At 48.5% G+C, this 24564-nt stretch carries 24 protein-coding genes; 19 read left to right on the top strand and 5 right to left on the bottom strand.

The annotated features are described in order from the left end of the window. Window positions 1-7: 7 nt before the first annotated feature. Together TH63_RS07860 and trmB are read left to right on the top strand one after the other, a co-directional pair. Window positions 8-1300 carry a bifunctional folylpolyglutamate synthase/dihydrofolate synthase gene (locus TH63_RS07860; RefSeq protein ID WP_231583567.1) on the top strand — a complete coding sequence of 431 codons (1293 nt, stop codon included), beginning with the start codon at window positions 8-10 and terminating at the stop codon, window positions 1298-1300. 3 nt (window positions 1301-1303) lie between these two features. Next, entirely contained in the window at window positions 1304-1960 is a 657-nt protein-coding gene (gene trmB, locus TH63_RS07855; RefSeq protein WP_048920469.1) for a tRNA (guanosine(46)-N7)-methyltransferase TrmB, read from the top strand. Window positions 1961-2202: 242 nt separating this feature from the next. On the opposite strand, the gene TH63_RS07850 is transcribed toward trmB, so the two are convergent. Then, window positions 2203-2823, bottom strand: coding sequence for a phosphoribosylanthranilate isomerase (locus tag TH63_RS07850; protein ID WP_076606441.1), 621 nt, complete (start codon window positions 2821-2823; stop codon window positions 2203-2205). 281 nt (window positions 2824-3104) lie between these two features. Between TH63_RS07850 and mnmA the strand changes: the two genes are divergently transcribed. The 4 genes from mnmA to TH63_RS07830 all read left to right on the top strand — a co-directional run bounded on the left by mnmA (window position 3105) and on the right by TH63_RS07830 (window position 8268). Beyond that, complete coding sequence (gene mnmA, locus TH63_RS07845; protein WP_048920467.1) at window positions 3105-4214, top strand: tRNA 2-thiouridine(34) synthase MnmA; 1110 nt, start codon at window positions 3105-3107, stop codon at window positions 4212-4214. 17 nt (window positions 4215-4231) lie between these two features. Continuing rightward, entirely contained in the window at window positions 4232-4966 is a 735-nt protein-coding gene (locus TH63_RS07840) for a hypothetical protein (protein ID WP_048920466.1), read from the top strand. A 182-nt stretch (window positions 4967-5148) separates the two neighbouring features. Further along, on the top strand, window positions 5149-5805 hold the full coding sequence (gene rpe / locus TH63_RS07835) for a ribulose-phosphate 3-epimerase (protein ID WP_048920465.1): 657 nt from the start codon (window positions 5149-5151) through the stop codon (window positions 5803-5805). A gap of 6 nt (window positions 5806-5811) precedes the next feature. Continuing rightward, window positions 5812-8268, top strand: coding sequence for a TonB-dependent receptor (locus TH63_RS07830; RefSeq protein ID WP_048920464.1), 2457 nt, complete (start codon window positions 5812-5814; stop codon window positions 8266-8268). A 101-nt stretch (window positions 8269-8369) separates the two neighbouring features. Here TH63_RS07830 and TH63_RS07825 read toward each other — a convergent pair whose 3' ends face one another. After that, the gene (locus tag TH63_RS07825; protein WP_048920463.1) at window positions 8370-9245 is read right to left on the bottom strand and encodes a DUF2911 domain-containing protein; all 876 of its coding nucleotides are present in this window, start codon (window positions 9243-9245) and stop codon (window positions 8370-8372) included. A 444-nt stretch (window positions 9246-9689) separates the two neighbouring features. Here TH63_RS07825 and hisG point away from each other — a divergent pair, with 444 nt between their 5' ends. The 8 genes from hisG to hisIE all read left to right on the top strand — a co-directional run bounded on the left by hisG (window position 9690) and on the right by hisIE (window position 17260). Further along, window positions 9690-10541 (top strand): ATP phosphoribosyltransferase, encoded by an 852-nt coding sequence (gene hisG / locus TH63_RS07820; RefSeq protein WP_048920462.1) that lies wholly within the window; start codon window positions 9690-9692, stop codon window positions 10539-10541. A 1-nt stretch (window position 10542) separates the two neighbouring features. Beyond that, window positions 10543-11823: a histidinol dehydrogenase gene (gene hisD / locus TH63_RS07815; RefSeq protein WP_048920461.1), complete on the top strand. Its 1281-nt coding sequence runs from the start codon at window positions 10543-10545 to the stop codon at window positions 11821-11823. A gap of 187 nt (window positions 11824-12010) precedes the next feature. Continuing rightward, the gene (hisC, locus tag TH63_RS07810; protein WP_048920460.1) at window positions 12011-13078 is read left to right on the top strand and encodes a histidinol-phosphate transaminase; all 1068 of its coding nucleotides are present in this window, start codon (window positions 12011-12013) and stop codon (window positions 13076-13078) included. A gap of 145 nt (window positions 13079-13223) precedes the next feature. Further along, on the top strand, window positions 13224-14318 hold the full coding sequence (gene hisB, locus TH63_RS07805; RefSeq protein WP_048920459.1) for a bifunctional histidinol-phosphatase/imidazoleglycerol-phosphate dehydratase HisB: 1095 nt from the start codon (window positions 13224-13226) through the stop codon (window positions 14316-14318). Beyond that, window positions 14318-14899, top strand: coding sequence for an imidazole glycerol phosphate synthase subunit HisH (gene hisH / locus TH63_RS07800; protein ID WP_048920458.1), 582 nt, complete (start codon window positions 14318-14320; stop codon window positions 14897-14899). The genes hisB and hisH overlap by 1 nt, the downstream gene beginning before the upstream one ends. A 2-nt stretch (window positions 14900-14901) precedes the next feature. Next, window positions 14902-15621 carry a 1-(5-phosphoribosyl)-5-[(5-phosphoribosylamino)methylideneamino]imidazole-4-carboxamide isomerase gene (gene hisA / locus TH63_RS07795; RefSeq protein WP_048920457.1) on the top strand — a complete coding sequence of 240 codons (720 nt, stop codon included), beginning with the start codon at window positions 14902-14904 and terminating at the stop codon, window positions 15619-15621. 172 nt (window positions 15622-15793) lie between these two features. Continuing rightward, window positions 15794-16546 carry an imidazole glycerol phosphate synthase subunit HisF gene (hisF, locus tag TH63_RS07790; RefSeq protein WP_048920456.1) on the top strand — a complete coding sequence of 251 codons (753 nt, stop codon included), beginning with the start codon at window positions 15794-15796 and terminating at the stop codon, window positions 16544-16546. 63 nt (window positions 16547-16609) lie between these two features. Next, window positions 16610-17260, top strand: coding sequence for a bifunctional phosphoribosyl-AMP cyclohydrolase/phosphoribosyl-ATP diphosphatase HisIE (hisIE, locus tag TH63_RS07785; protein ID WP_048920455.1), 651 nt, complete (start codon window positions 16610-16612; stop codon window positions 17258-17260). 58 nt (window positions 17261-17318) lie between these two features. On the opposite strand, the gene TH63_RS07780 is transcribed toward hisIE, so the two are convergent. The 3 genes from TH63_RS07780 to TH63_RS07770 form a co-directional block, all read right to left on the bottom strand. Next, window positions 17319-18185, bottom strand: coding sequence for an alpha/beta fold hydrolase (locus tag TH63_RS07780; RefSeq protein WP_048920454.1), 867 nt, complete (start codon window positions 18183-18185; stop codon window positions 17319-17321). An 11-nt stretch (window positions 18186-18196) separates the two neighbouring features. Beyond that, window positions 18197-18766, bottom strand: coding sequence for a TetR/AcrR family transcriptional regulator (locus tag TH63_RS07775; RefSeq protein ID WP_076606621.1), 570 nt, complete (start codon window positions 18764-18766; stop codon window positions 18197-18199). Window positions 18767-18895: 129 nt separating this feature from the next. After that, complete coding sequence (locus TH63_RS07770) at window positions 18896-19615, bottom strand: LytR/AlgR family response regulator transcription factor (protein WP_048920452.1); 720 nt, start codon at window positions 19613-19615, stop codon at window positions 18896-18898. 259 nt (window positions 19616-19874) lie between these two features. On the opposite strand from TH63_RS07770, the gene TH63_RS07765 reads away from it, so the two are divergent. The 5 genes from TH63_RS07765 (at window position 19875) to TH63_RS07745 (ending at window position 24517) form a co-directional block, all read left to right on the top strand. After that, on the top strand, window positions 19875-20654 hold the full coding sequence (locus TH63_RS07765; RefSeq protein ID WP_048920451.1) for a peptidase-C39 like family protein: 780 nt from the start codon (window positions 19875-19877) through the stop codon (window positions 20652-20654). Further along, the gene (locus TH63_RS07760) at window positions 20629-22095 is read left to right on the top strand and encodes a RimK family protein (RefSeq protein ID WP_048920450.1); all 1467 of its coding nucleotides are present in this window, start codon (window positions 20629-20631) and stop codon (window positions 22093-22095) included. Before TH63_RS07765 ends, TH63_RS07760 begins: the two co-directional genes overlap by 26 nt. Then, a complete protein-coding gene (locus TH63_RS07755; RefSeq protein ID WP_048920449.1) occupies window positions 22092-23333 on the top strand; it encodes a carboxylate-amine ligase in 1242 nt (413 codons plus the stop codon). Before TH63_RS07760 ends, TH63_RS07755 begins: the two co-directional genes overlap by 4 nt. Continuing rightward, window positions 23330-24031, top strand: a complete 702-nt coding sequence (locus TH63_RS07750) for an N-formylglutamate amidohydrolase (protein WP_048920448.1) — start codon at window positions 23330-23332, stop codon at window positions 24029-24031. Before TH63_RS07755 ends, TH63_RS07750 begins: the two co-directional genes overlap by 4 nt. 90 nt (window positions 24032-24121) lie before the next feature. Then, entirely contained in the window at window positions 24122-24517 is a 396-nt protein-coding gene (locus tag TH63_RS07745) for a phage holin family protein (protein WP_082161593.1), read from the top strand. Window positions 24518-24564 lie beyond the last annotated feature (47 nt).

Here is a 24564-nt window from a genome sequence, read left to right as displayed (position 1 = left end):
GCATTTCGTGACCTACGAACAAGCCTTAGACTATCTTTACCAGCAGTTGCCGATGTTTCACCGCATCGGCAACGCTGCTTTTAAGAAGAGCCTGGACAACATCATTGCCTTAACTGAAGCAGTACATAATCCCCAGGACAGTTTTAAAGCCGTGCACATTGCCGGCACCAACGGGAAAGGAAGCTCGTCTTCCATGCTGGCGGCAATCTTGCAGGCGGCTGGCTACAAAACCGGCCTGTACACCTCACCGCACCTCAAAGACTTCACAGAACGCATTAGAGTAAATGGCCAGATGATCTCCAAGGAGAAGGTGGCCCAATTTACAACCCAGCACCAGGCGCTCTTTGAGAAAATTAAGCCGTCGTTCTTTGAGATGACCGTGGCCCTGGCCTTTGAGTATTTTAAAGAAGAAGCGGTAGACATTGCCGTGATAGAGGTAGGCCTGGGCGGCCGCCTTGATTCCACTAACATCATTACCCCTCTGGTTTCCTTAATCACCAATATTGGCTTAGACCACCAACTGCTCTTAGGCAATACCTTACCAGAAATAGCCCAGGAAAAAGCAGGCATCATCAAGCCTGGCATCCCGGCAATCATCAGTACCACCCAACCTGCCGTTTCAGGCACTTTTGAGAAAAAAGCCCTTGAAACGCAAAGTCCCCTGCTCTTCGCTGACCAGGAGTACCAGGTGGAACTAAAAGAAAGCAAAGCCTTTTCCTCTATCTATACTGTAAGGCACAAGGGCGCTATTTATTTACAGGACCTGGAGTTGTCCTTACTGGGGAATTACCAACGCTTCAACCTGCCTGGCGTCTTGGCGACGGTAGCACAGCTAAACCAGCAAGGTTTCACGATTACCGAAGCACATATCCGTGAAGGGCTCCGAAACGTGCAACAGTTGACCGGGCTCAAAGGCCGATGGCAGATTTTGTCAGAAAAGCCGCTTACCATCTGTGATACCGGGCATAACATAGACGGCCTTACGGAGGTGGTGAAACAATTGCTGGCGTTAAAAGCTCCCCAGGTGCATGTGGTATTTGGCGCCGTTAATGACAAAGACATATCAAGCGTGCTTCGGCTTTTACCAGTTTCCTACCGGTATTATTTCTGTGAGGCCCAGATACCGAGGGCTTTGCCCGTACAGAAGCTTTGGGAAGAAGCCCAGTTCGCCGGCCTTAAGGGGGCCGCTTATCCCACCGTGGAAGACGCCATTTTGGCCGCCAAAGCCTATGCACAGGAAGATGAGGTAATATTCATAGGAGGCAGTACCTTTGTGGTAGCGGAAATTCCCGAACTATAATTCATGGGCAGAGGTAAACTAGAGAAATTTGCGGTAAACGCGAACCGGGCCAACGTGGTAGAACCCGGCAAAGATCAGTACGAAAAGTTAAAGGGACGCTGGAACAGCGAGTTCTTCCATAAGAACCAACCCCTAGTACTGGAGGTAGGCTGCGGAAAAGGGGAATACACTATTGGCATGGCCCAGCGGTACCCTCAAAAGAACTTCATCGGCATAGACATAAAGGGTAACCGCATCTGGAAAGGCAGCACCTTGGCCATAGAGAATGCCCTGCACAACGTGGGCTTCCTTCGGGTTTTTATTGAGAACCTTGACCAACATTTTGGGGAGCAGGAGGTGGATGAAATCTGGGTTACGTTCCCAGACCCGCAACCCCGCAAACGCGATATCAAGCGCCGGCTCATGTCGCCCCGGTTTCTGGACATGTACCAGCGTATTCTAAAGCCCGGCGGCAAGGTACACCTCAAGACGGACAGTGAGCTATTGTTTGATTATTCCCTGGAAGTATTGGAAGAGCGTAAGGCGCAAAACCTGCTTTATACCAAAGACTTATATGAATCTGACCTACAGGACCACACCATGGGCATTTACACCACCTTTGAGAAAACCTATCTTGAGTTGGGCGTGCCTATTAAATACCTGCAATTTACAGTTGGTTAATGTGCTAATGAGTTAAGGATCTTATTGATTTGTAATCACCCATAAGGGACAGAACCTTTAAACCATTTAAAAGCCGAAATCCGTTTTGGGCCTGTTTTTCAGAAAACAGGCCCAAAACGGATTTCGGCTTTTATCAAAGAAGTTAATTAATTTCAGAGTAGCCTAAGTTTCTGTTTTTACATTCAAGGCTTTGGCTAATCACAAATTAGCTTACTAGCACATTAAAAAATTAGCACATTATCTCAGTCTTCCAATTGCTCAAAGATTTCCTCTAGCTCATCAAAATTCTTGTAACCAGGTCTAATTTCCTCACCACCTTTCAGGGCTATGCCTGCCGGTTGAATGCGGTCCAGAGCTTCTTTGGTGTTTTCTTTGGTCAGCCCAAAGCCTAAAAGGATAGGGTATTGCTTGGAAATATCGCGTAGGAACCGCAGGTTAGTCTCATCAATAAAGGAGAAGTCTTCAGAATCTATCAGGAAATACTCTACGTGCTGGTGGTAAAGATCCAGGGTGCTGATGATGTTCTCTTCCACAGAATCTTTATCAATCATGACCCGCAGTATAATGGGCAGGGGCAGGTCATCTAACTCTTCAATATAATAGAGGCTGTTCAACTGCAGGAGGTCTACTTTGTAGTCTAAGAGCAGTTCTTCCAGCTCATTAACGGGCAGGTCTGTGACTTCTCCAACCAGTTTCACGCCAGAAACCCAGCCAGAGATTTCTTTGAAGGCAGCCGGTGAGATGTGTTGCGGCTGACCAGCCTGAAGGGAAAAACCTAACATTTCTACGCCCATACCGGCGCAATAACGGGCATCACTAAGGTTAGTGATTTGGTTTACCAGGACTATTGTATTCAGTGCCATGTTTTTATCTAGTTTTGAGAAAAACAGCTCCTAAACAAGACTGTTTTGCTGGTCAAATGTACTTGGTAAACCGCTTATTGCCTATAAGGACTGCATAAAAAGAAAGAATTCATTGAAAATTTCTTAAGGCATATTGGTTAAACTATTTCTTTTACGAAGGGGTTGAGATAAGAAGCAGAAACTGCCTTAGGGTCAGAGAGGAGCGAAAGCCCCCTGAATTCACTATATTTGCAACATTGTTTTTCGGCGGGACTGTGAATCCCGTTTCATCTTAGAAAAAAATGAATTCAAAAGGAAGAGTTTTGGTCGCCATGAGTGGCGGCATTGATTCCTCGGTGGCAGCAGTATTGCTCCATGAGCAGGGATACGAAGTAGTGGGTATGACCATGAAAACCTGGGATTACGCCAGTGCAGGTGGCAGCAAGAAGGAAACCGGCTGCTGCAGCCTTGATTCCATCAATGACGCCCGCGACATAGCCGTGCAGCTGGGTTTCCCGCACTACATTATTGACATACGCGAGGAATTTGGTGATTATGTCATCAATCACTTCACGGACGAGTATATTGCCGGCCGCACGCCCAATCCTTGTGTGCTATGCAACACCCACATTAAATGGGATGCCCTGTTGCGCCGCGCCGATAAACTAGGCTGTGATTTCATAGCCACCGGGCACTACGCCAACATCAGGCAGGAGAATGGCCGTTACGTGATCTCCAAAGGCAAAGACCATAACAAAGACCAATCCTACGCCCTCTGGGGAATTTCGCAGGAAAGCTTAAGCCGGACTATTTTCCCGCTGGGGCAACTGCACAAGACGGAGATCAGGCAAATGGCCATGGACCGTGGCTTTGATGCCCTGGTAAAGAAAGCCGAATCATATGAGATCTGCTTTATCCCAGACAATGACTACCGCAGTTTCCTGAAGCGTCGGGTACCTACCTTACAGGCAGAAGTAGCCGGGGGCGAGTTTGTGCTGGAAGACGGCACCGTTGTTGGTAAGCACGAAGGCTATCCGTTTTACACCATAGGTCAGCGCAAAGGCCTGGGTGTGGCCCTAGGGTATCCTGCTTTTGTAACCCGAATAGAGAAAGATACGAATAGGGTAGTGCTTGGCAATTACAAGCAGCTGGCTAAGAACGGAATGAACGTTGGCAAGTTAAGTCTGGGTAAATACGAGAACCTACATGGCCTGCCCACTGAAACCGTAACCAAAGTACGTTATAATGACATTGGTACGGCTGCTACTATTGAACAGGTGGGAGATAAAATGCTGGTAAAATTCCACGCAGGCGTCAACGCCATTGCCCCTGGTCAGGCCGCCGTCTTCTATGAAGGAGATGACGTGATAGGCGGAGGGTGGATTGAAACAAGCTTTATGTTAGACGAATAGTCTATTAAAAAAACTCCATGAAAAAACTTTTGCTTGTGGTAGCCATCCTGGCTGGAATATTTTCTTCCTGCGGTGATGAGGAGGTTGTATTAGACCCTTTGAAAACTGGTCAGGCGTACTATCCCATGGAAGTGGGTACTTACCGGGTTTATAACGTTAAGGAAACGAAGTATACCAACAACGTTGGCACAACCACCTTGTTGCAAACCCGCGAATTAGTAAAAGGCGTATCTAAAGACCAGACTGGCAAAGAATGGTACACGGTAGAGGTAAGCCAAAGGGCTAATGCCAATCAGTCTTGGATAGTTACTGGGGTGAAAGCCATTTCAAAAAGCACCCGTGATCTACAGTTACAAACCAATAACCGCATTGTGGTTGAAATGGTGTACCCGGTGGAAGAAGGTAAAAGTTGGAACCCGAATGCCTTTAATCCTAACTACTTTCCCAAGGAGGAGGACCGACAGCTAAGGGATACTTTTTTCTATGAGCAAATAGGCGCTTCTTTTGATGTAGCGGGCAAAACGTACCCAAACACCCTAAAGGTTAACAAAGCGAAAAGTGATCCTGATGATTTCATTAATGAAGTAGAGGTGTATGAGATTTATGCGGCAGATCTTGGCTCCATTTATCGCTTTTCAAAGGTAAGATACAATTGTGATGCTTCTCCTGGTACCAACTGTCAGATAGGTTCTGGATATATTATATCTGGAACAGACCGAATTGAGGAACTGGAAAGCTCAGGTAAAATTTAAACCAATATATTACCAAGAAAAAGGCATTACCCTAAAATGAGGATAATGCCTTTTTCTTTAACTCTTCAGTCATATATAAGATCTATTGAAAAGGCGCCCGTAGTTTAAACATATCCCGCAATTTCCAATTTGTTTTCCTCTCTAGAAACCGTTGCTTTGCAGCATCATAAAATCTTCCTCACATGTCTCATCTAATTGCTCCTTCTGTTTTAGCCGCCAACTTTGCCCAATTAGGCACTGATGTTGAAATGTTAAACCAAAGCTCTGCTGACTGGATCCATATTGACGTAATGGACGGGCGGTTTGTGCCTAATATCTCCTTTGGCTTTCCGGTTATTCAGGCTATCCAGAAGATAGCAAAGAAGACTATGGATGTGCACTTGATGATTGAGCACCCGGAGCTCTATATTGAGCAGTTTAGACAGGTGGGGGCAGATAACATCACCGTGCATTATGAGGCGTGCCCGCATTTGCACCGGACGCTGCAACAGATTAAAGCTAGCGGCGCCAAAGCCGGGGTGGCCCTGAACCCGCATACCCCCATTTCCTCCCTTTCCGAAATCATTCAGGATATTGATGTGGTGTGTTTGATGTCGGTGAACCCAGGATTTGGAGGGCAGAAGTTTATCCAGCATACGTACCAGAAAATTAAGGACTTAAAAACCTTGATCACTCAAAAACGTTCAGCCTGTTTAATAGAAATAGACGGTGGGGTAAACCAAGAAAATGCACCGCTTTTATTAGAGGCTGGGGCAGACGTATTGGTAGCTGGCTCCTTTGTTTTCAACTCAGAAAACCCGGTTCAAACCATCCTTGATCTGAAGCAAATTCAAAAGTAAACGTACATGGGTTTCCGCAGGGGTTGGTTGATTGTTCTATTTCTTTCAACCAGTCTGCCCTCCTGGGCACAACAGTCGTTTTTACAGGGAATAGTTCAAGACCCAAAGCAAAAGCCCCTGGTGGGCGCCACGGTGGCTATCCAGGGCAAAGACTTGGGTACGTCCACCGATGCCCGGGGAAAATTTTCGTTAAAGCTGGAGCCAAATACCAAACACGTTCTGGTCATCACCTACATTGGCTATCACGCCTATACCCGGGAGATAGAATTATTGCCTCAGGAAACCCGATTCCTGACCGTAGAATTACAGGAAGTAAATACTCACATTAATGAAGTAAGAATACTAGGGAAAAGCCTGAATGATACCCGAGAACAGGTTAGTATTACCAGGCTGGACCCTCGCCTAACCCAACGGCTGCCAGCTCCTTTTCAGGAATTCAACAAAGTGTTGCTCACCCTGCCCGGCGTGACTAGTAATAATGAGCTTTCCTCCAGTTACTCCGTGAGGGGCGGAAACTTTGATGAGAACCTAGTTTATGTAAATGGCATGGAAGTGTACCGACCGTTCCTGAACATTAGTGGACAGCAGGAGGGACTTAGTTTTGTGAACCCAGACCTGGTGCAGGACATCACTTTCTCTTCCGGAGGTTGGCAACCCAAATACGGCGACAAGCTTTCTTCTGTATTAGACATCCAATACAAAACACTCACCACCTTTGAGAGTACCGTTTCCGGAAGCCTGACCGGGGGCTCTTTGCATACCGAAGGCGTTGCGGCTAAAGGCCGGATGACCTACCTGCTGGGCGCCCGACACAAAAACGCCACTTATGTGCTGAATAGCCTTCAGGTAGAAGGAAACTACCGGCCAAAATTCTCAGATGTCCAGACGTTTCTCACTTATGATCTGTCACCGGCAGACCAAAGGGCAGCGGGGCTGGAACCCAAAACCCAGCTAAGCTTTTTAGGGAACATCGCCCATAATAACTATCAAGTACGGCCAGAAACTCGGGAAACAAGTTTCGGGAATCAGTTTCAAATGGTAAGACTTTTAGTAGGCTATGACGGGCAGGAGCAAATGCGGTATACTACCTACCAGGGCGGGCTCAGACTCCAGCATGAACTTAAACCAAATCTGAAGGCCGAGCTTATCTATTCTGGGTTATACAGCCAGGAGCGCGAATACCGGGATTTGGAGGCGGGTTACAGATTCTGTGACGCAGAGCCTTCGCCGGGCGTTTCGCCTTTCAATAGATGCGCCGGAGAGCGGGGAATTGGTTCCAGGTATGAATTTTCCCGCAACCGGTTAAGGGCATCCCTGCAGACCATTGAACTTAAAACTACCTGGACAGCCTCCAGAAGAAGTGAGTTTAGCGCGGGGCTTAAAACTGGCCATGAAAACATTCAGGACCATTTGCAGGAGTATTCTTTCCAGGATTCATCCGACTACGTCTATAACCTTACCACGCTGCATACCCAGCAATCTCTGAATTCCTGGCGCTACCAAGGCTTTGCGCAGCACCAGTGGCAACTGGACAGCATACAAACCCTTACCTACGGTGCGCGCTTCCACTATTGGTCGGTGAACAAGCAATTATCTGTCAGCCCCCGGGTGCAATACGCGCTACGGTTTCCCAATTTACCGGCCTGGTCTTTTAAAGTAGCCACAGGTTTGTACGTGCAGGCCCCGTTATATCGTGAATTACGCAATGGGAACGGTACCCTTCACCCAAATATGGAGAACCAGCAGGCTTGGCATTTTATCACGGGCTCAGAATACCAGTTTCAGAAATGGGGGCGGCCTTTCAAACTTTCCGCCGAAGCCTATTACAAATACCTGCCCTCCATTATCCCTTATGAGCAGGACAACATGCGCATCAGGTACTTGCCTGGCGTAAAAGGCACGGCTTATGCCATGGGCCTGGACGTGCGGGTGAACGGCGAGTTTATCAAAGGGGAGGAGTCTTGGTTTAGCGTAGGATTCCTGAGAACAAGGGAAAACCTGACCGGCGATTCCACATCCATCAGAAACCCTGAGACTAGAGAAGTGGTCCGCAAAGAAGCGACAGGCTATGTGCGTCGTCCTTCAGATCAGTTATTAAATTTCGGGGTATTTTTCCAGGACCATTTGCCCAACAACCCCACCTTGCGCATGTACCTGAACGGCGTTTTTAGCTCCGGCCTTCCATTCGGCCCTCCCGGCGATATTAACCTGCGGAGCGCCTTTGACGGACCTTCCTATAAACGGGTAGACATTGGGTTTTCCAAACTGATCACCCTCAGGCCCTCAGAGGAAAGTAAATTCGGACTTAAAAGCCTTTGGCTGAGCCTGGAGGTATTGAACATGATTGCCGCCAACAACGTGGTGTCTTATAATTACATTAAAGATTTCAATGGCGTCACCTATGCAGTACCTAATTACCTGACTAGCCGTTTGGTGAACGTACGGTTCATGGCCAAGTTCTAACCAGCGGATTGTCTAAAACGGAATCGCCTGCTCTGGTATAGAGCAGACGATTCCGTTTTGGGGCCGTTTTCGTGAAAACAGGCCTATAACAGGTTAGAAGCTTAATTGACGTTGAATCTCTTTTCCTTCCATAGCACGGCATCATCTTCAATTTCATCGGCGTAGGTCTGGTAGCTTTCCTTGGTTTTCTTGCCTAACCGCTGAGCCTTTTTGTTCAGTTCCAGCGCTTCCATGTATTCATTGTTCTGAGCTAACAGCTTGGCCTTTAACCAGGTATTGTAAAAGTTCTCCTCAATGTCAATGGATTTGTTTACCCACTTCAAGGCCAGTTCATGGTCTTGGTTTTGCTGTAACAGGTAATTGACCGCCTCCGCGTACACAGACCAATCTGTTTTCTTTGAATGGTCCAGAGCTTCTTTGATGAGGCGCATGGTCTGGTCATGGGTTTCTACCCGTACAGGCACTTCCAATTGCTGGTCGGCCCAGTTAAGGGTTAAGTTTCCGCTGTTGGGTTGAATGTTAGTAACGGTATATTGGAGTGTTTCATGGAAAGGCGATTTCTTAGGGGAGAAGGGCAACCTGATCTGGTCCTGTGCAGGGTCATAGCCTTCCGTTCCCCAAAGGCCTTTCTGCTTGCTTAAAATCAGGGTCCAGTTATCCTCATCCTGGGGCATTACATACAAGGTATAGATACCCGCGGGAATGGTCTCCTGCGAAATCTTCACCTCGGTACTGAATTTGATAGTGGTGGCTTCATTGGCACCCGCCCGCCAAACCTGGCCATAAGGCACCAGTTTCCCCCAGATGGTGCGGCCTTTCACGCCGGGTGCCCCGTAATTGATCGTGATTTCAGTGACGCCAATGGTGTAGGTGACATTTACCCGGGGACTTGCCTGCGGCAGTTTAAGGGTAGTTTGGGCAAAGCCAGAAAGGCAAAGAAGGAAGAAGCAGGAAAGAAGAAGGAATGATATTTTCATAGTTTCAACACACTTAAGTAGCCGTACTAAAAGCAACAAAACATTTCTGCCAGAAGGTCAATTCTTCACCAATAAAAAGCAGCGGCGCTTAATAATGTATTTATTTTGATATAAAGTAGCGCTTTGCAAAGGTAACTGTTGTTAGGCTTTCAACGCAAGCGAAATAGAAACGATTAAGTTGAAGGATTATTGGAAATACTTTTTACCTTTGGCGCACCAAGATGAGCAACGCCCTAACACATATCTCCCTTTCTAACGCCGTTTCTACGGTGCAGGGCGTGCATTGCCATCATTTCCACCATTCCTCCTAGGAGGAATCAATACATCATATCGCCCGTATTGGGGCTGGGCCCCATATTTACCGTTGCTTGTCAGGAAGATAAGCAGTTCAGGTACTATCTTTGTCTCAATTCACCACGCTTACCAAAGCAACTCCATACTTCTATGATCCGGTTAGCCATCCAAAAATCCGGTCGCTTGTCAGACGACTCCCTTAAGCTCATTCGGGAATGCGGCATATCTTTTATCAGCACCACTTCAAAACTCAAAACAGAGGCCACCAATTTTCCGCTGGAAATCCTTTTTCTCCGGGATGATGACATACCGGGCTACGTGGCTGACGGCGTGGCCGACATTGGGATTGTAGGGCAGAACGTATTGGTAGAGGAAGGACTCCAGAAACTCTCTGTTAAAAACCTAGGCTTCAGTAAATGCCGCTTGTCTCTGGCCGTGTCTAAAGGAGACGATTACCAGGATGTGACCACCCTGGAAGGCAAAAGCATTGCCACCTCTTATCCCAACCTGTTGCAGGAATACCTCACTTCAAAAGGAGTGAAAGCCGACATACATACCATAAGCGGTTCGGTGGAGATTGCGCCCAGCATTGGCCTGGCAGACGCCGTGTGTGACATTGTTTCGTCGGGTTCTACCTTGATCAGCAACGGCCTTCGGGAAGTAGAGACTGTGTTCAAATCTGAGGCGGTCCTGATTGCCAACCAAAACCTGGACCAGGAGAAAAACCGGATTCTGCAGCAACTTTTGTTCCGGATGGAAGCTGTGCAGAAAGCCCAGAAATCTAAATACGTAGTCCTGAACGCGCCAAACTCTGCTATTCCGCAAATCAAGCCGTTGCTGCCGGGCATTAAATCGCCTACCATTATTCCCTTGGCGACCGAAGGCTGGAGCTCTTTACACTCTGTGGTAAACGAAGATGACTTCTGGGACATTATCCAGAAACTGAAAGAGGCCGGCGCCGAAGGCATTCTGGTGGTTCCTATTGAAAAAATGATAGGCTAACATGAAGACGTTTCTTTATCCAGAACCCGCAGATTGGGCAGCCCTGAGCAAACGGCCGGTGCAGGAACTGAGCCAATTACGGGAAGGCGTGCAGCAAACCTTTGACCTGGTACGCCAACGTGGTGATGCCGCCCTTATAGAACTGGCCGCTAAATTTGATAAAGCGAGCCTGCAAGATGTGTGGGTGAGTGAAGCTGAGATTTCTGCGGCCATCTCTCAAGTCTCTCAGGAATTGAAAGCAGCCATTGCGCTAGCTTATAATAACATACAGGTGTTCCATGAAGCGCAGCGGGAACCGGTAAAGCAGGTTGAAACCATTGCCGGGGTAACCTGCTGGCGGAAATCAGTGGCTATCCAAAAGGTCGGGCTATACATACCCGGCGGAAGCGCTCCTTTGTTTTCTACCTTGTTGATGCTGGGCATACCGGCGCAAATTGCGGGTTGCCAGGAAATTGTGTTGGCTACGCCTCCGGGCGCAAATGGCACCGTGCACCCATCCATTTTGTATACTGCCCACGTGCTAGGGATTTCACGCATTTTAAAAGCAGGCGGGGCCCAGGCCATTGCAGCCCTGGCCTTCGGAACAGAAACGGTTCCGGCGGTAGACAAGATTTTCGGACCGGGTAATCAATACGTGACAGCCGCCAAACAAATGGTTACCCAATTAGGCGTAGCCATTGACATGCCAGCCGGACCTTCAGAAGTGCTGGTGATTGCGGATGACTCCGCGGACCCAGATTTCGTGGCAGCCGATTTACTGTCCCAAGCTGAACACGGCCCGGACTCTCAAGTTGTTTTTGTCACGAATTCAGAAAAACAGCTTCAAGACGTAAAGGCGGCTATTGCCACGCAAGTGGCGCAATTGCCTCGCCAGGCCGTGGCCCAGCAGGCGTTAAACAATAGCGTAGGGGTAGTGTTAAACACGTCAGAAGAAGCGCTGGATTTCTCTAACCAATACGCGCCAGAGCACTTGATTCTCTCTGTTGCGAACCCGGAAGCCCTGGCAGAAAAGGTAACCCAGGCGGGTTCTGTTTTCATGGGTCACTACAGTCCAGAATCGGTAGGAGACTATGCCTCAGGCACTAACCACACGTTACCTACCAACGGCTACGCCCGTAATTACAGCGGGGTGTCATTGGATAGCTTTGTGAAGAAAATCACCTTTCAGCACCTTACCCGCGAAGGCCTGGAGCGTATTGGTCCAGCCGTGGAAACCATGGCCGAAGCTGAAGGACTGCGCGCCCATAAGCATGCGGTGTCTATCAGACTCGCTAAAAAATAAGTTTGACCTCCTGGAAATCTGGGTAGCGATTGGCCAACCCGTTTGTGTCAAGCATTTACAGTTCGCCCACAAGGTCGTTTCAGAATGGCAAAAGAGAGGAGTAAAGAATTAAAGCAGTCGTATGGTGTGTTTTACCTAAACCAGTAAAATAGCACATCAGCACATTATTTAATTAGCACATTATACAATGTTTTCAATAGATAAATTCATTCGCCCACACCTGCTGTCATTGAAGCCGTATTCTTCGGCCAGGGATGAGTTTGAGGGTGAGGCCAGCGTCTATTTAGATGCCAACGAGAATAACCTGGGGAGCCTGGCCGGCGGGGTAGACTATAACCGGTATCCAGATCCCTACCAGAAAGCCATCAAGGAAAAGCTGTCACTGTTGAAAGGCATACGTCCTGAGCAGATCTTTATTGGCAACGGCTCAGATGAAGCCATTGACCTGTTGGTCCGGCTGGTATGCGAACCCGGGAAAGATGAAGTGATCTTGCTGCCACCCACGTATGGCATGTATGAGGTAAGCGCCAATATTCACCACGTGGGTATTCAGCGGGTAGCATTGGATGAGCGTTTTCAGCCTGTTTTTGAGAAAATAGCCGCAAAACAGACAGACCGTACCAAAATCCTTTTCCTGTGTTCGCCCAACAACCCCACCGGAAATCTGCTGAACCCGGACACTGTAGAGCGCCTGATCAAGTCTTTCAATGGGTTGGTGGTAGTAGATGAAGCCTATATTGACTTTACCGAGGCCCCTAGCTGGAGCACGCGCCTTTTTGAATTCCCAAACCTGGTAGTGCTGCAAACGCTTTCCAAAGCCTGGGGGATGGCTGGTCTGCGCCTGGGTATGGCCTTTGCCTCGCCAGAAATCATTGCCTACCTCAACAAGATAAAGCCCCCTTACAACATCAATGCGGTCACCCAGGAACTGGTAAGTGCGGCACTGGACAAAACAGCGCAACTGCAAGACATGTTACAGGTAATTACCACAGAGCGGGAGCGGGTGATGGCGGCCTTTAACCAGATGCCGCTAATTGAAAAGGTGTTCCCCTCAGATGCCAACTTCGTGCTGGTGCAGGTGGCCAACGCCAATGACCTGTATGCCTATCTTCTGGAGCGAGGCGTGGTGGTCAGAAACCGTTCTACCCAGCCGGGCTGTGCCAATTGCCTGCGCATAACCATTGGTACGCCCGCTGAAAATGACCATTTATTAGGGTCTTTAAAGGCATACTCCCAGGAAAAGAGCGTAGCTTAGCTTTTGCGTTTTAAGCCTGTTTTCCAGAAAACAGGCTTAAAACAGAATAATTTATTCAGGCCCTGGCATACTTGTATCCCCAGGCCTATTATCAACTATCCTTGTATAGGGAGCCACCAACTCGCCTATACCTGAAACCAGCCACATGAAAAAAGTCTTATTCATTGACCGAGACGGTACCATATTAATTGAGCCACCTACCGATTTTCAGGTAGATTCCTTTGAGAAATTCACGTTTTACCCCAAAGTCATCCGGAACCTCTTCAAAATCTATTCTGAATTGGATTACGAGTTTGTGATGGTTACCAACCAGGACGGCCTGGGCACCGACTCTTACCCCGAGGATACCTTCTGGCCTTACCAGAATAAAATGCTGGAAATACTGGAAGGGGAGGGCATTATTTTCTCTGAGGTTTTCATTGACCCTTCTTTTGAGCACGAGAACAGCCCTAACCGCAAGCCGCGTCTGGGTATGCTGGGGAAATACCTCTCCGGCGAATATGACCTGGCCAACTCCTATGTAATAGGTGACCGCCAGACAGACATTCAACTGGCTAAAAACCTTGGGGCTAAAAGCATTTTCCTGCAGGACCAGGCCCATGAAGAGGCCGCCTTCACCAGCACCGACTGGGATGCTATTTATGCCTTCCTGAAGCTGCCGGCTCGTAAGGCCACCATCCAGCGTAACACCAACGAGACCCAGATTACTGTGGATATCAACCTGGATGGCGAAGGGAAATCAGACATGCACACCGGCCTGGGTTTCTTTGATCACATGTTGGACCAATTGGCCCGCCATTCAGGCGTAGACCTGCGCATTAACGTGAAGGGTGATCTGCATATTGATGAGCACCACACCATTGAAGACACGGCCCTGGCCCTGGGCGAGGCTTTTTCCCAGGCCATCGGTGACAAGCGTGGTATCAGTCGGTATGGGTTTTTATTACCAATGGATGATGCCCTGGTGCACGCCGCCATTGACTTTTCTGGCCGTCCCTGGCTGGTGTGGGACGCCAAATTCACCCGTGAGAAAGTAGGCGATATGCCCACTGAGATGTTCATGCACTTCTTCAAGTCGTTTTCAGACACTTCCAAGTCAAACCTCAACATCAAAGCCGAGGGAGAAAATGAGCACCACAAGATTGAGGCTATCTTTAAGGCCGTAGCCAAAGCCATGAAAATGGCGCTGGTGCGCGATGTGAATAAGATGGAGATTCCAAGCACCAAAGGAATTCTGTAATGAAAACAATCATTGTAGATTATAAAGCCGGCAACGTGCAGAGTGTGCTCTTCGCACTGGAGCGATTGGGGGTACAGGCCACCGTTACCTCCAATGCAGAAGAGATCAAGTCGGCGGACAAAGTGATCTTTCCGGGGGTGGGAGAGGCCTCATCTGCGATGCGCGCCTTAAAAGAAAAGAACCTGGACCAGCTATTACCTACGCTTACCCAACCCTTTCTGGGTGTTTGCCTGGGCATGCAGCTCTTGTGCCAGCACTCTGAGGAAGGCGACACCGAAATGCTAGGCATTATTCCCGTTCAGGTAAAAAGGTTTGAGGTGGCGTTAAAAGTGCCGCACATGGGCTGGAACAACCTTCATGATCTGAATGGCCCCTTATTTTCAGGCATCAAAGAAAATGAATATGCGTATTTTGTGCATAGTTATTACGCGCCCGTAACGGAGTACACCATTGCCCAAAGCTCGTATCCAGAACCGTTTAGCGCGGCGTTGCAATACCAGAACTTTTACGCAGTACAGTTTCACACCGAGAAAAGCGGCCCGGCGGGTGCGCAGATTCTCCAGAACTTTTTACAGCTTTAGATATGGAAATCATTCCAGCCATAGACCTGATTGACGGCAAATGCGTTCGTCTTACCGAGGGCGATTTCTCACAGCAAACTACCTACCACTCAGACCCCGTGGAAGTGGCCAAACAGTTTGAGGCTTTGGGTCTTCGTCGGCTACATTTAGTTGACCTGGACGGGGCCCGGGCCAAACAACCGGTGAATTTGCCCATTTTAGCGCGCATTGCCCGGGAAACCAACCTGGTCATTGATTACGGCGGAGGTTTGCAAAGTGTAGATGCCATTCAAATGGCGTTAGACGCAGGGGCACAGCAGGTTACCGCCGGAAGTATAGCTGTGCGGGAACCAAAAACGGTACAAAAATGGCTGAAAGAATATGGCGCCGACCGCATTATTGTAGGGGCCGATTTCAAAGATAACTTCATCGCCATTAATGCCTGGGCAGACCAAAGTGATTTGACGCTGGAGTCGTTTATAGCCTCTTTTTCTGAAAAGGGCGCCAAAACGTTTATCTGCACAGACGTGAGCAAAGACGGAAAACTACAAGGTTCCTCCTTAGATATTTACCAAAAGTTGATCGCCTCCTTTCCAGACCTCCAATTTATTGCAAGCGGCGGTGTGACCACCATTGAGGAAGTGCGCCAATTAAGAGCAGCCGGTCTCCATGGCGCCATCATCGGGAAAGCCATTTATGAAGGTACCATTTCACTGGAAGATCTGGCCAAAGAGGTAATCTAGATTTAAAGATTTAAGGAGATGGAGATGTATTCTTTTTCTGCTTCACTTTAAAAGTATGAGTTCCTGTTTTACGGCTATTTTTTAAAAAAGAGGCTCAAAACGATTTTCAAATAACTACAGCAAAAGCCGGAAGCCACCCTTAAAAAGAGCGGTTTAGGGTAAAGCCCATTATATGCTTACTAAAAGAATTATTCCTTGCCTTGACATCAAAAACGGGCGCACCGTCAAGGGCGTTCGGTTTGAAGATATTAGGGATGCCGGGGACCCGGTGGAACTGGCGGCGCTTTATGCCAAGCAGGGCGCCGATGAACTGGTTTTCCTGGACATTACCGCTACCAATGAAAAACGCAAAACCCTGCGGGAATTAGTGCGCGAAGTGGCCCGGCACATAGACATTCCGTTCACAGTGGGAGGGGGAATTAGTGCCGTAGAAGACGTAGAGGTGCTTTTGCAAAACGGTGCCGACAAGGTTTCCATAAACTCTTCTGCCATTCAGCACCCCGAACTGATCACCCAATTGGCCAACCGGTTCGGGAGTCAATGCGTGACCGTGGCCATTGATACCAAGCACACCGCCGAAGGCTGGAAAGTGTTCAGCAAAGCCGGTACGGTAGACACGGGGCTTTTCGCGCTGGATTGGGCGAAGGAAGTAGTGGAGCGCGGTGCCGGTGAAATTCTGCTTACCTCCATGAGCAACGACGGCACCAAAAACGGGTTCGCCCTGGACATTACCGGTGAAATCTCAAGGCAAGTAATAGTGCCAGTTATTGCCTCAGGGGGGGCGGGCAACCAACAACATTTCCTGGACGTGTTTGAAGCCGGAGCAGATGCCGCCTTGGCCGCCAGTATCTTCCACTTTCAGGAAGTGAGCATTACAGACTTAAAGCATTTCCTGGCCAATCACCATATAGACGTTAGATATTAGTACCTGGATGCTGGCCTTACTTTTAAGAAACCCAAGAAGCTAGCCTTTATTACCTCAACCTAAATGACCATAGATTTCAATAAAGGCGGCGGGCTAGTTCCGGCTGTCATTCAGAATGCCTCCGACGGGAAAGTACTCATGCTGGCCTACATGAACCAGGAGGCGTACCAGAAGACCCAGGAAACCGGGTTGGTTACCTTTTACTCCCGCTCCAAAAACCGCCTCTGGACCAAAGGCGAAACCTCTGGTAACACCCTGCAAGTAGTGCAGGTGGAACTGGACTGCGACCGTGATACTCTTTTGGTTTTGGTAAACCCTACCGGCCCGGCCTGTCACCGCAATACCGAAACCTGCTTTGACAAGCAAAATGGAGAGCCTTCTTATCACCAGAGGAGTTTTCAGAACTTCACGCCCACAGAAAAGGCCCTTCAATTTATTGCCAGCCTGGAGCAGACCATCAAAGACCGGGTAAAGAACCCTGTGGAAGGATCCTACACCAACTTTCTTTTTGACAAAGGCCTGAACAAGATGGCACAGAAGGTAGGGGAGGAGGCTGTTGAGGTAGTGATTGATGCCGTAGCCGGAAAAACGGACACCATGAAAGGCGAGGCCGCCGACTTGATTTTCCACTTACTAGTGCTGCTGGAAGCCTCTGGCCTTTCTCTTGCCGAAGTAGTGCAGGTACTGGAAAGCCGGCACAAACCCCGCGGATAAAATATTCTAGTTATAAAGCGAAAAGGACCAGTTACAGATCAGTAACTGGTCCTTTTGTTTAGGTGCGGGTTAAGAATTCCTGGATGGCGGTGGTAACGGTTTCCGGTTCTTCCTCCTGCATAAAATGCCCCGTATTCAATTCTACCACTTTCGCCATCGGTAATGTTTCCTTCCACTTTTCTAGGAAAGAATAAGGAATGAGTTTATCCTGTTTTCCCCAGATAAGCAAAGTTGGCTTATTCAGCAGGACGGGGCGTTGGTTGTATATTTCCTGAAAGTAAGCAGCTTCTCCCGCTAAGGCCTTCGCGAAGTACCACAATCCCCACCGCTGTTCTTCTTTTTGAAAAGGACCTAAATACTGGGAGTGAATCTCTTTGGTTAGTTTTTCTTTTTGAAAAAAGGCCTGGGGCAGCAGAAATCTGGGCGAAAGGTTGAAATTTATGTAAAGCAACTTGCCTAACCAGCTACTAAATAACTTGCTGGCCTGCATCATGGGTTTCACTTCTGTGACCGGCCACATCCATGTATTCATAATCACCAGGCGGGATACTTTATCAGGGTTCCTTACTGCCCAGCCCAAACCAATAGATCCGCCAAAATCATGGACCACTAAGTTAACCTTGTTCAGTCCCAGATGGTCTACCAACCTTCCCAGGTTTTGGCGGTGGTCCTCTAAAGAGTATGAAAACGATTTAGGTTTATCAGATAAGCCAAAACCCAGATGGTCTACCGCAATGCAGCGGTATTGTTTGGAAAGCTCTTTTATCTGGTGCCGCCACAGAAAAGACCAGGTTGGGGTACCGTGCACGAAAAGAAGGGGCGCTCCGGTTCCCTCATCTACATAATGCAGCCGCCCACCTGGTACCTGCAGGTAGTTTTCTTTGAATGGATACGCCAAGCGATCAACCCAATTCTTCGTTTCCATAGTCTTTATTTTTAAGAGGCCAGATGACTTTTCAGTTGAACCAGGTACCGGATTATGACATCCTGTAAGGGGAAATTTGGGAGAATAAGGTAGTGCTGTGCAATTCCGTCTAGGGTAGCAAACATAAGCACTGCTTCTGCCGAGGGAGAGGTAGAGCCAGCGGCTGCCAAATTATGGGTAAGCTTTTGGAGGATCATTTGGTTTTCCGCAGCCACCTCTTGCTCCAGCGTTCTCAGCACTTCAGACTGTAGCCTAAGGCTGTGATACAACCGCCAGAAGTTTTTATTCTTTTCCAGCAGTTCAAATGTCTTTCTAATGTGGTGCTCCAGAAACTGAATAGGAGTGAGACCTTCGGGTCTTTCAAAAGAAGCCAGAATATCCTGCCTGCCTTTCACTAGAATCTCCTTCAGCAGATCTTCCTTACTCTTAAAGTAATTGTAAAGTAACCCTAAAGAAATATCGGCCCTCTGGGCTATCTGCCGGATGGAAGTTTTATCATATCCCTGCTCTGCAAACAATTCCAAGGCGGCATCCAGAATGGATTGCAGGCTCGTTTCCCGCTGAATTTTACGTTTAGACATAATGATTGAACGTTCGTTCAGGTTATAAAGTTTGGAAATAAATGCCAAAAAAAAATCCCGTTTTGGGGCTGTTTCATCAAAAACAGCCCCAAAACGGGATTTTGCAGGTGCGAAAAGAAAAAGAGTCGGCTAAAGCTTATTGATGCGGCTATAAAATTTAGACTGGTAAGAGCCACCTATAGGAATGTACTTCTCCAGCATGAAAACAGAATCATCTTCAATCAGCTCAATCAATCTTAAGTTCACAATAAATGACCGGTGAATCCGCATGAATTGATCTTCAGGGAGTTTCTGGTCAATGGCGCTCATGGTGGTGTAGACAATGTGTTTTTTGCCTTCCATGTTAATGACCACGTAATCACCGCGGGCTTCAATGTACCCTACCTGGTTAAGATCTAACTTAATGATCTTATTGTCAACCTTCACAAACAGGGCCTCAGCCTGAGCGGTTACAAGGGCAGGAGAACCATTTGGCTTTTCCATTTTCCCTATGGCATTCAAAACTGCCTGGGTAAAACGGGCAAAGTCGGCGGGCTTTAGAAGGTAATCGGCTACCTGCAGTTCAAAGGCCTGCAGGGCAAAGTCTTTATGCGACGTGATAAGAATGGTCTGTGGTTTTTGGGGCAGCGTGCGTAGCAATTCCAGTCCGGTCATTTCAGGCATTTCTACGTCCAGAAAAAGCAGGTCTACTCCCTCCTTCTTTAACAGCCAGGCCAGGCCTTCGGTGCTAGACCCAAAGGAATGTACCAATTCTAAGGTGGGGGTGGCCTTGATGTGCCGCTCCAGAATCATTCGGCTAAGTTCATCATCGTCAATTATAATGGCCCGGTAAGGTGTTTCTTTTTTCAAGGGGAATAAGATTTACTACAGAAAATTGCCGCTTAAAGGCTTTGCCGCTTAAAGTACCAATCTAGGTGATAGTTTGCAGAATTCTACACTCTTTCTTAAAAAAGAATATAACCAAAGCAACCCTTTGGGCCTAAGGCAAAAAAGCACTTTGGATTGTCCAATACTACCTAGCCGTTGAAAAGTTTTTGCCCTGGAGCCCGCCTGGGTTATAACCCAACTTGTAAATCACGTATAAGAGACACAAAAAGACGTAGACAAAGTGCTTCCAGTTACCCTATTAAGTTCTCTCAGGATTTTAACCCAGCCAGATGACTCTACCTGCGGGCCTACCAGCCTGCATGCGGTATACCAGTATTTTAAAGATGTGGTACCATTGGAGCAGGTCATCTCAGAAGTTTCCTTTTTAGAAGAAGGTGGAACCCTGGCGGTGCTCTTAGGCTGCCATGCCTTGAAAAGAGGGTACCGGGCCAGAATCTACACCTACAACCTGCACGTGTTTGACCCCACTTGGTTTAAACTTAGCAAAGAAGATCTCATTGCCAATCTCAAAGAACAACTGATCTACAAACCAGACGCCAAACTGCATGTGGCCACCCAAGCCTATGTAGAGTTCCTGACGCTGGGCGGGGAGATTTGCCACCGCGACCTCACGGCCAACCTCCTGGACAGCTATTTCTCCAGAGGCGTGCCGTTGCTTACCGGCCTGAGCGCTACCTACCTCTATAACTGCGCCCGTGAAAGAACCAATGACCGCGGCGAAGCCATTTATGATGATGTTCGGGGAGAGCCTCTGGGCCATTTTGTGGTGCTGGCCGGCTTTGAGAATGACGATGACAAAGAGCACGTGATCGTGGCAGATCCTTACCAGGAAAACCCCCTGTATGGCAACAATTATTACAATGTCACCATATCAAGGCTCCTTAATGCCATTATGCTGGGCATTGTCACGTATGATGCCAATTTATTGGCCATAGAACCAAATTCAAGTTATACTTCAGACCCAAAAGACCTTCATGCGCAAATTAGTAGTAGTCAATAATCCTAAAGATTGGGATTTAGACGTAGAGGATGTAGAAGTGGTAGACGCGCAACGGTACCTCACAGATCCTGCCTACACTGAAATTAAGAGCGCCCGTATTTTCAATTTATGCCGTTCTTACAAGTACCAGAGCAGTGGGTATTATGTGTCTTTATTAGCCGAAGCCAGGGGGCACAGGGCTATCCCCAACGTGACCACCATTCAGGATCTCAAGTCCCAGACCATTGTAAGGGCTATCACCGATGAGATAAATGAGTCTATCCAGAAAAGCCTTTCCAAGCTCAAGTCCAAGAATTTTACCCTCAGCATTTACTTTGGGCAGAACGTGGCCAAGCAATATGAGAAACTGAGCAAGCAGTTGCATGACCTGTTTCAAGCCCCATTGCTGCGGGCGCAGTTTGTCTACAACAAAGAATGGATTCTGGAAAGCATCAACCCCATTCCGGTGAATGAAGTACCAGAACACCACTTGCGGGACCTGTACAAGTTTGCGCGGGCCTATTTTGCCCGTAACCGGTTCTCCAACAACCGCATCAACAAGAAGATCTATGACCTGGCCATTCTGGTGAACCCCGCCGACAGCGACCCACCGTCCAATGACAAGGCCATCCAGAACTTTATGGAAGCCGCCGAGACGCTAGGCTTCTACACGGAACTCATTACCAAAGAAGACTACCGCCGGCTTTCAGAATTTGATGCCCTGTTTATCAGAGAAACCACATCGGTGAACCACCATACGTATAGGTTTGCCCGCCGGGCCCACGCCGATGGCCTGGTGGTGATTGATGACCCGGTTTCCATTCTCCGGTGCACCAACAAAGTGTACCTGGCAGAGTTGCTCACCAAAGCCAAGGTGCCCATCCCGAAAAGCATGATCATTCACCGCGATAACTGCAACAAAGTGGTGGAAGAACTAGGGCTACCGTGTGTGCTCAAGAAACCAGATTCGTCTTTCTCCCAGGGCGTGGTGAAAGTGAAAACAGAAGAGGAATTGGCCGAACAGCTTAATGAAATGTTGGCCGAGTCTGACCTGATCATAGGCCAGGAATTCACGCCTACTGATTTTGACTGGCGCATTGGCGTGCTGGACAAGCAGCCGCTTTATGCCTGCAAGTATTTTATGGCCAAAGACCACTGGCAGATCTATAACTGGGAAGGCAAGAAAAAAGACATCTCGGGTAACTTTGAGACCGTGCCCTTTGAGCAGGTTCCTTTCTTTGTTCTGCACACTGCGCTAAAGGCCGCCAATTTAATTGGGGACGGATTGTACGGGGTAGACGTGAAAGAGATAGACGGGAAGGCTTACGTGATTGAGGTGAATGACAACCCCAATATTGACTATGGCGTGGAAGATAAATTCCTGAAGAAGGACCTTTACCTCACCATTCTCAAATCAATCAAGCGCCGCATAGATAACCAAAAGAAGCTGGAATTGTCATGAGCACCAACCGCAAATTAGGTCTCTTTGAAGGGTTTGGCGTGGAGATGGAATACATGATTGTAGACCGTGACACGCTGGCCGTAAAACCCATAGCAGACGAGGTTCTCAAAGCCGAAGCAGGGGAGTTGACCTCAGACGTGGAGCGCGGCACCATGGCCTGGTCAAATGAGCTGGTGCTACACGTACTAGAGCTCAAGACCAACGGCCCCGCGCCTGAACTTACTTCTCTGGCCAATTCCTTTCACCAGGAAGTGCTGCGGGTAAATGAACTATTGGAACCCTTCAATGCCATGCTGTTGCCCTCAGGCGCGCACCCATTCATGGACCCAAATGCTGAAACCGTGTTGTGGCCCCATGAGTCCAGTGAGATTTACGAGGCCTACAACCGTATTTTCAACTGCCAGGGCCACGGCTGGTCTAACCTGCAGAGCACCCACCTGAACCTGCCCTTTGGGAATGATGTGGAATTTGGCAGGCTGCATGCGGCCATTAGGTTAGTGTTACCGTTGATCCCGGCCATAAGCGCGGCTTCCCCGGTGCTGGACAGCCAGATCACAGGCCTCCTGGATACCCGCCTGGAGGTGTACCGGAAAAATCAACAAAAAATACCGCTCATTGCCGGGCAGGTAATTCCGGAGGCGGTATTTTCTGAGGAAGACTACCATGCGCAGATTTTCAGGCCTTTGTTTGAAGCCATTGCCCCGTATGACCCAGACGGCCAATTACAGGACGAATTCCTGAACTCCAGAGGAGCCATTGCCAGGTTTAGCCGGGGCGCCATTGAGATAAGGATCATTGACAACCAGGAGTGCCCGCTGGCAGATATTACCATTGTGGCGCTGGTAACCGAAGTACTCAAGCATCTAACCGCCGAAACCTGGAGCAGTTATTATGACCAGAAGACAGCAGACACGCAAGACCTGGCTGCGCTTTTCCTCAATTCTCTGAAAAACGGCCCCGAAACGCAAATCACCAATACAGGTTATTTAAAGTTATTTGGCATAGAGCAGGAGCAGGCTTCCATGAAACAGGTATGGGAAAACTTGTGGTCACAAATCTATAGCCAGGAAGCTTTTTCCTCAGAATTAGCCCACAGTGCAAACCTTTTATTAGAACATGGCCCTTTGTCCACCAGGCTTCTGAAAGCGCTGGGCGAAGCCCCTGGGTTACCAGAGATTAAAGACGTGTACCAAAGGCTGGCGCAAAGCCTTGCCCAGAATAAACTGTTTGTCCCGTGAATGACCGGCGGTTAAAGATATTGGTGACCTGTGAGCACGGCGGCAATGAGATTCCGGCAGAATACGCGACCTTTTTTGCGCAGCACCAAGACGTCCTGCAAACCCACCGGGGGTATGACATAGGGGCGCTGGAACTGTTCAAAAAATTCAAGGGCCAGGCAGACTTCAGTCTTTCCAGCACCACCAGCCGGTTACTGGTAGAGTTGAACCGGTCTTTGCACCACCCAAACTTGTTCTCAGAAATCACGCAGGTGCTTTCTCCGGGACAGTCAGCCGCTGTGCTGGAGAAATATTACTACCCTTACCGGCAGAAGGTGGAGAACCAGGTGGCGGCGTGGGTAGAGAAAGGCTTTCAGGTGCTGCATCTTTCGGTGCACAGCTTCACCCCAGAGCTAAACGGCAAGGAGCGCACCACCGATATTGGTTTTCTGTATGACCCCAAGCGGGAGCGGGAGCAATTCTTTGCCGCCCGCTGGCGGCAACAGATGCAGCAACTTCAGCCGGCTTATAAAATCAGGTACAACTACCCCTACAAAGGCACCGCCGATGGGTTTGTGACCCAACTTCGCAAGCACTATTCCAATGATCAATATGCCGGCCTTGAACTGGAGGTAAACCAACGTTTCCCGGAGGGGAAACCCGCCAAATGGCAGGAGCTGCAGCAGGTCCTGGTGCAATCTTTTAGGCAGGCGCTTTAACCTAATTGCCTTAAGTGCAGTATATGCTTTCAAGTCGGTCAGCAGTGGCCCGATGATCAAAATTCTGTTCTACCTTAACTATGAAAACAAATGAATTTTATTCTTGATCTTTTAGTAAGCGCCGGAGTGTTGCTGCTACTAGCGTATTTGATGCCGCAGGTAACCGTGAAAAGTTTCTGGACCGCCTTGTGGGTAGCCATCCTAATTGGTATCCTGAATGTCTTGATAGGTTACATCCTGACGTTTGTCCTGAACCTGGTCACGTTCTTCCTGCTGGAGTTCATAGTGAAACTGATTGTTTCTGCCATCGTGATTAAGATTGTAGACAAGTTGGTGCGTGGCTTTGAGGTAAGAGGCTTCTGGCCTGCCCTGGTTATTGCCTTAGCCTTGTCTTTGGTAAGCACGTTCATCCACCGGTCAAATGACGATGAAGTACGCGAAGATTACGGTTCGCTTTCGCCAAAAACCGAAGCGCTGCTAAGCTAGCCAGTACACTAGTTTAATAAAACAAACGCCCGCTCTACTTACATTGA

Source organism: Rufibacter radiotolerans (assembly GCF_001078055.1).
Lineage (GTDB): Bacteria > Bacteroidota > Bacteroidia > Cytophagales > Hymenobacteraceae > Nibribacter > Nibribacter radiotolerans.
This window is presented reverse-complemented; position numbering and strand designations above follow the sequence as displayed.

Coding starts and splice junctions, on each gene's coding strand:
- trmB (WP_048920469.1), top strand. CDS start 1,304: ATGGGCAGAGGTAAACTAGAGAAATTTGCGGTAAACGCGAACCGGGCC.
- TH63_RS07850 (WP_076606441.1), bottom strand. CDS start 2,823: ATGGCACTGAATACAATAGTCCTGGTAAACCAAATCACTAACCTTAGT.
- mnmA (WP_048920467.1), top strand. CDS start 3,105: ATGAATTCAAAAGGAAGAGTTTTGGTCGCCATGAGTGGCGGCATTGAT.
- TH63_RS07840 (WP_048920466.1), top strand. CDS start 4,232: ATGAAAAAACTTTTGCTTGTGGTAGCCATCCTGGCTGGAATATTTTCT.
- rpe (WP_048920465.1), top strand. CDS start 5,149: ATGTCTCATCTAATTGCTCCTTCTGTTTTAGCCGCCAACTTTGCCCAA.
- TH63_RS07830 (WP_048920464.1), top strand. CDS start 5,812: ATGGGTTTCCGCAGGGGTTGGTTGATTGTTCTATTTCTTTCAACCAGT.
- TH63_RS07825 (WP_048920463.1), bottom strand. CDS start 9,245: ATGAAAATATCATTCCTTCTTCTTTCCTGCTTCTTCCTTCTTTGCCTT.
- hisG (WP_048920462.1), top strand. CDS start 9,690: ATGATCCGGTTAGCCATCCAAAAATCCGGTCGCTTGTCAGACGACTCC.
- hisD (WP_048920461.1), top strand. CDS start 10,543: ATGAAGACGTTTCTTTATCCAGAACCCGCAGATTGGGCAGCCCTGAGC.
- hisC (WP_048920460.1), top strand. CDS start 12,011: ATGTTTTCAATAGATAAATTCATTCGCCCACACCTGCTGTCATTGAAG.
- hisB (WP_048920459.1), top strand. CDS start 13,224: ATGAAAAAAGTCTTATTCATTGACCGAGACGGTACCATATTAATTGAG.
- hisH (WP_048920458.1), top strand. CDS start 14,318: ATGAAAACAATCATTGTAGATTATAAAGCCGGCAACGTGCAGAGTGTG.
- hisA (WP_048920457.1), top strand. CDS start 14,902: ATGGAAATCATTCCAGCCATAGACCTGATTGACGGCAAATGCGTTCGT.
- hisF (WP_048920456.1), top strand. CDS start 15,794: ATGCTTACTAAAAGAATTATTCCTTGCCTTGACATCAAAAACGGGCGC.
- hisIE (WP_048920455.1), top strand. CDS start 16,610: ATGACCATAGATTTCAATAAAGGCGGCGGGCTAGTTCCGGCTGTCATT.
- TH63_RS07780 (WP_048920454.1), bottom strand. CDS start 18,185: ATGGAAACGAAGAATTGGGTTGATCGCTTGGCGTATCCATTCAAAGAA.
- TH63_RS07775 (WP_076606621.1), bottom strand. CDS start 18,766: ATGTCTAAACGTAAAATTCAGCGGGAAACGAGCCTGCAATCCATTCTG.
- TH63_RS07760 (WP_048920450.1), top strand. CDS start 20,629: ATGCGCAAATTAGTAGTAGTCAATAATCCTAAAGATTGGGATTTAGAC.
- TH63_RS07755 (WP_048920449.1), top strand. CDS start 22,092: ATGAGCACCAACCGCAAATTAGGTCTCTTTGAAGGGTTTGGCGTGGAG.
- TH63_RS07745 (WP_082161593.1), top strand. CDS start 24,122: ATGAATTTTATTCTTGATCTTTTAGTAAGCGCCGGAGTGTTGCTGCTA.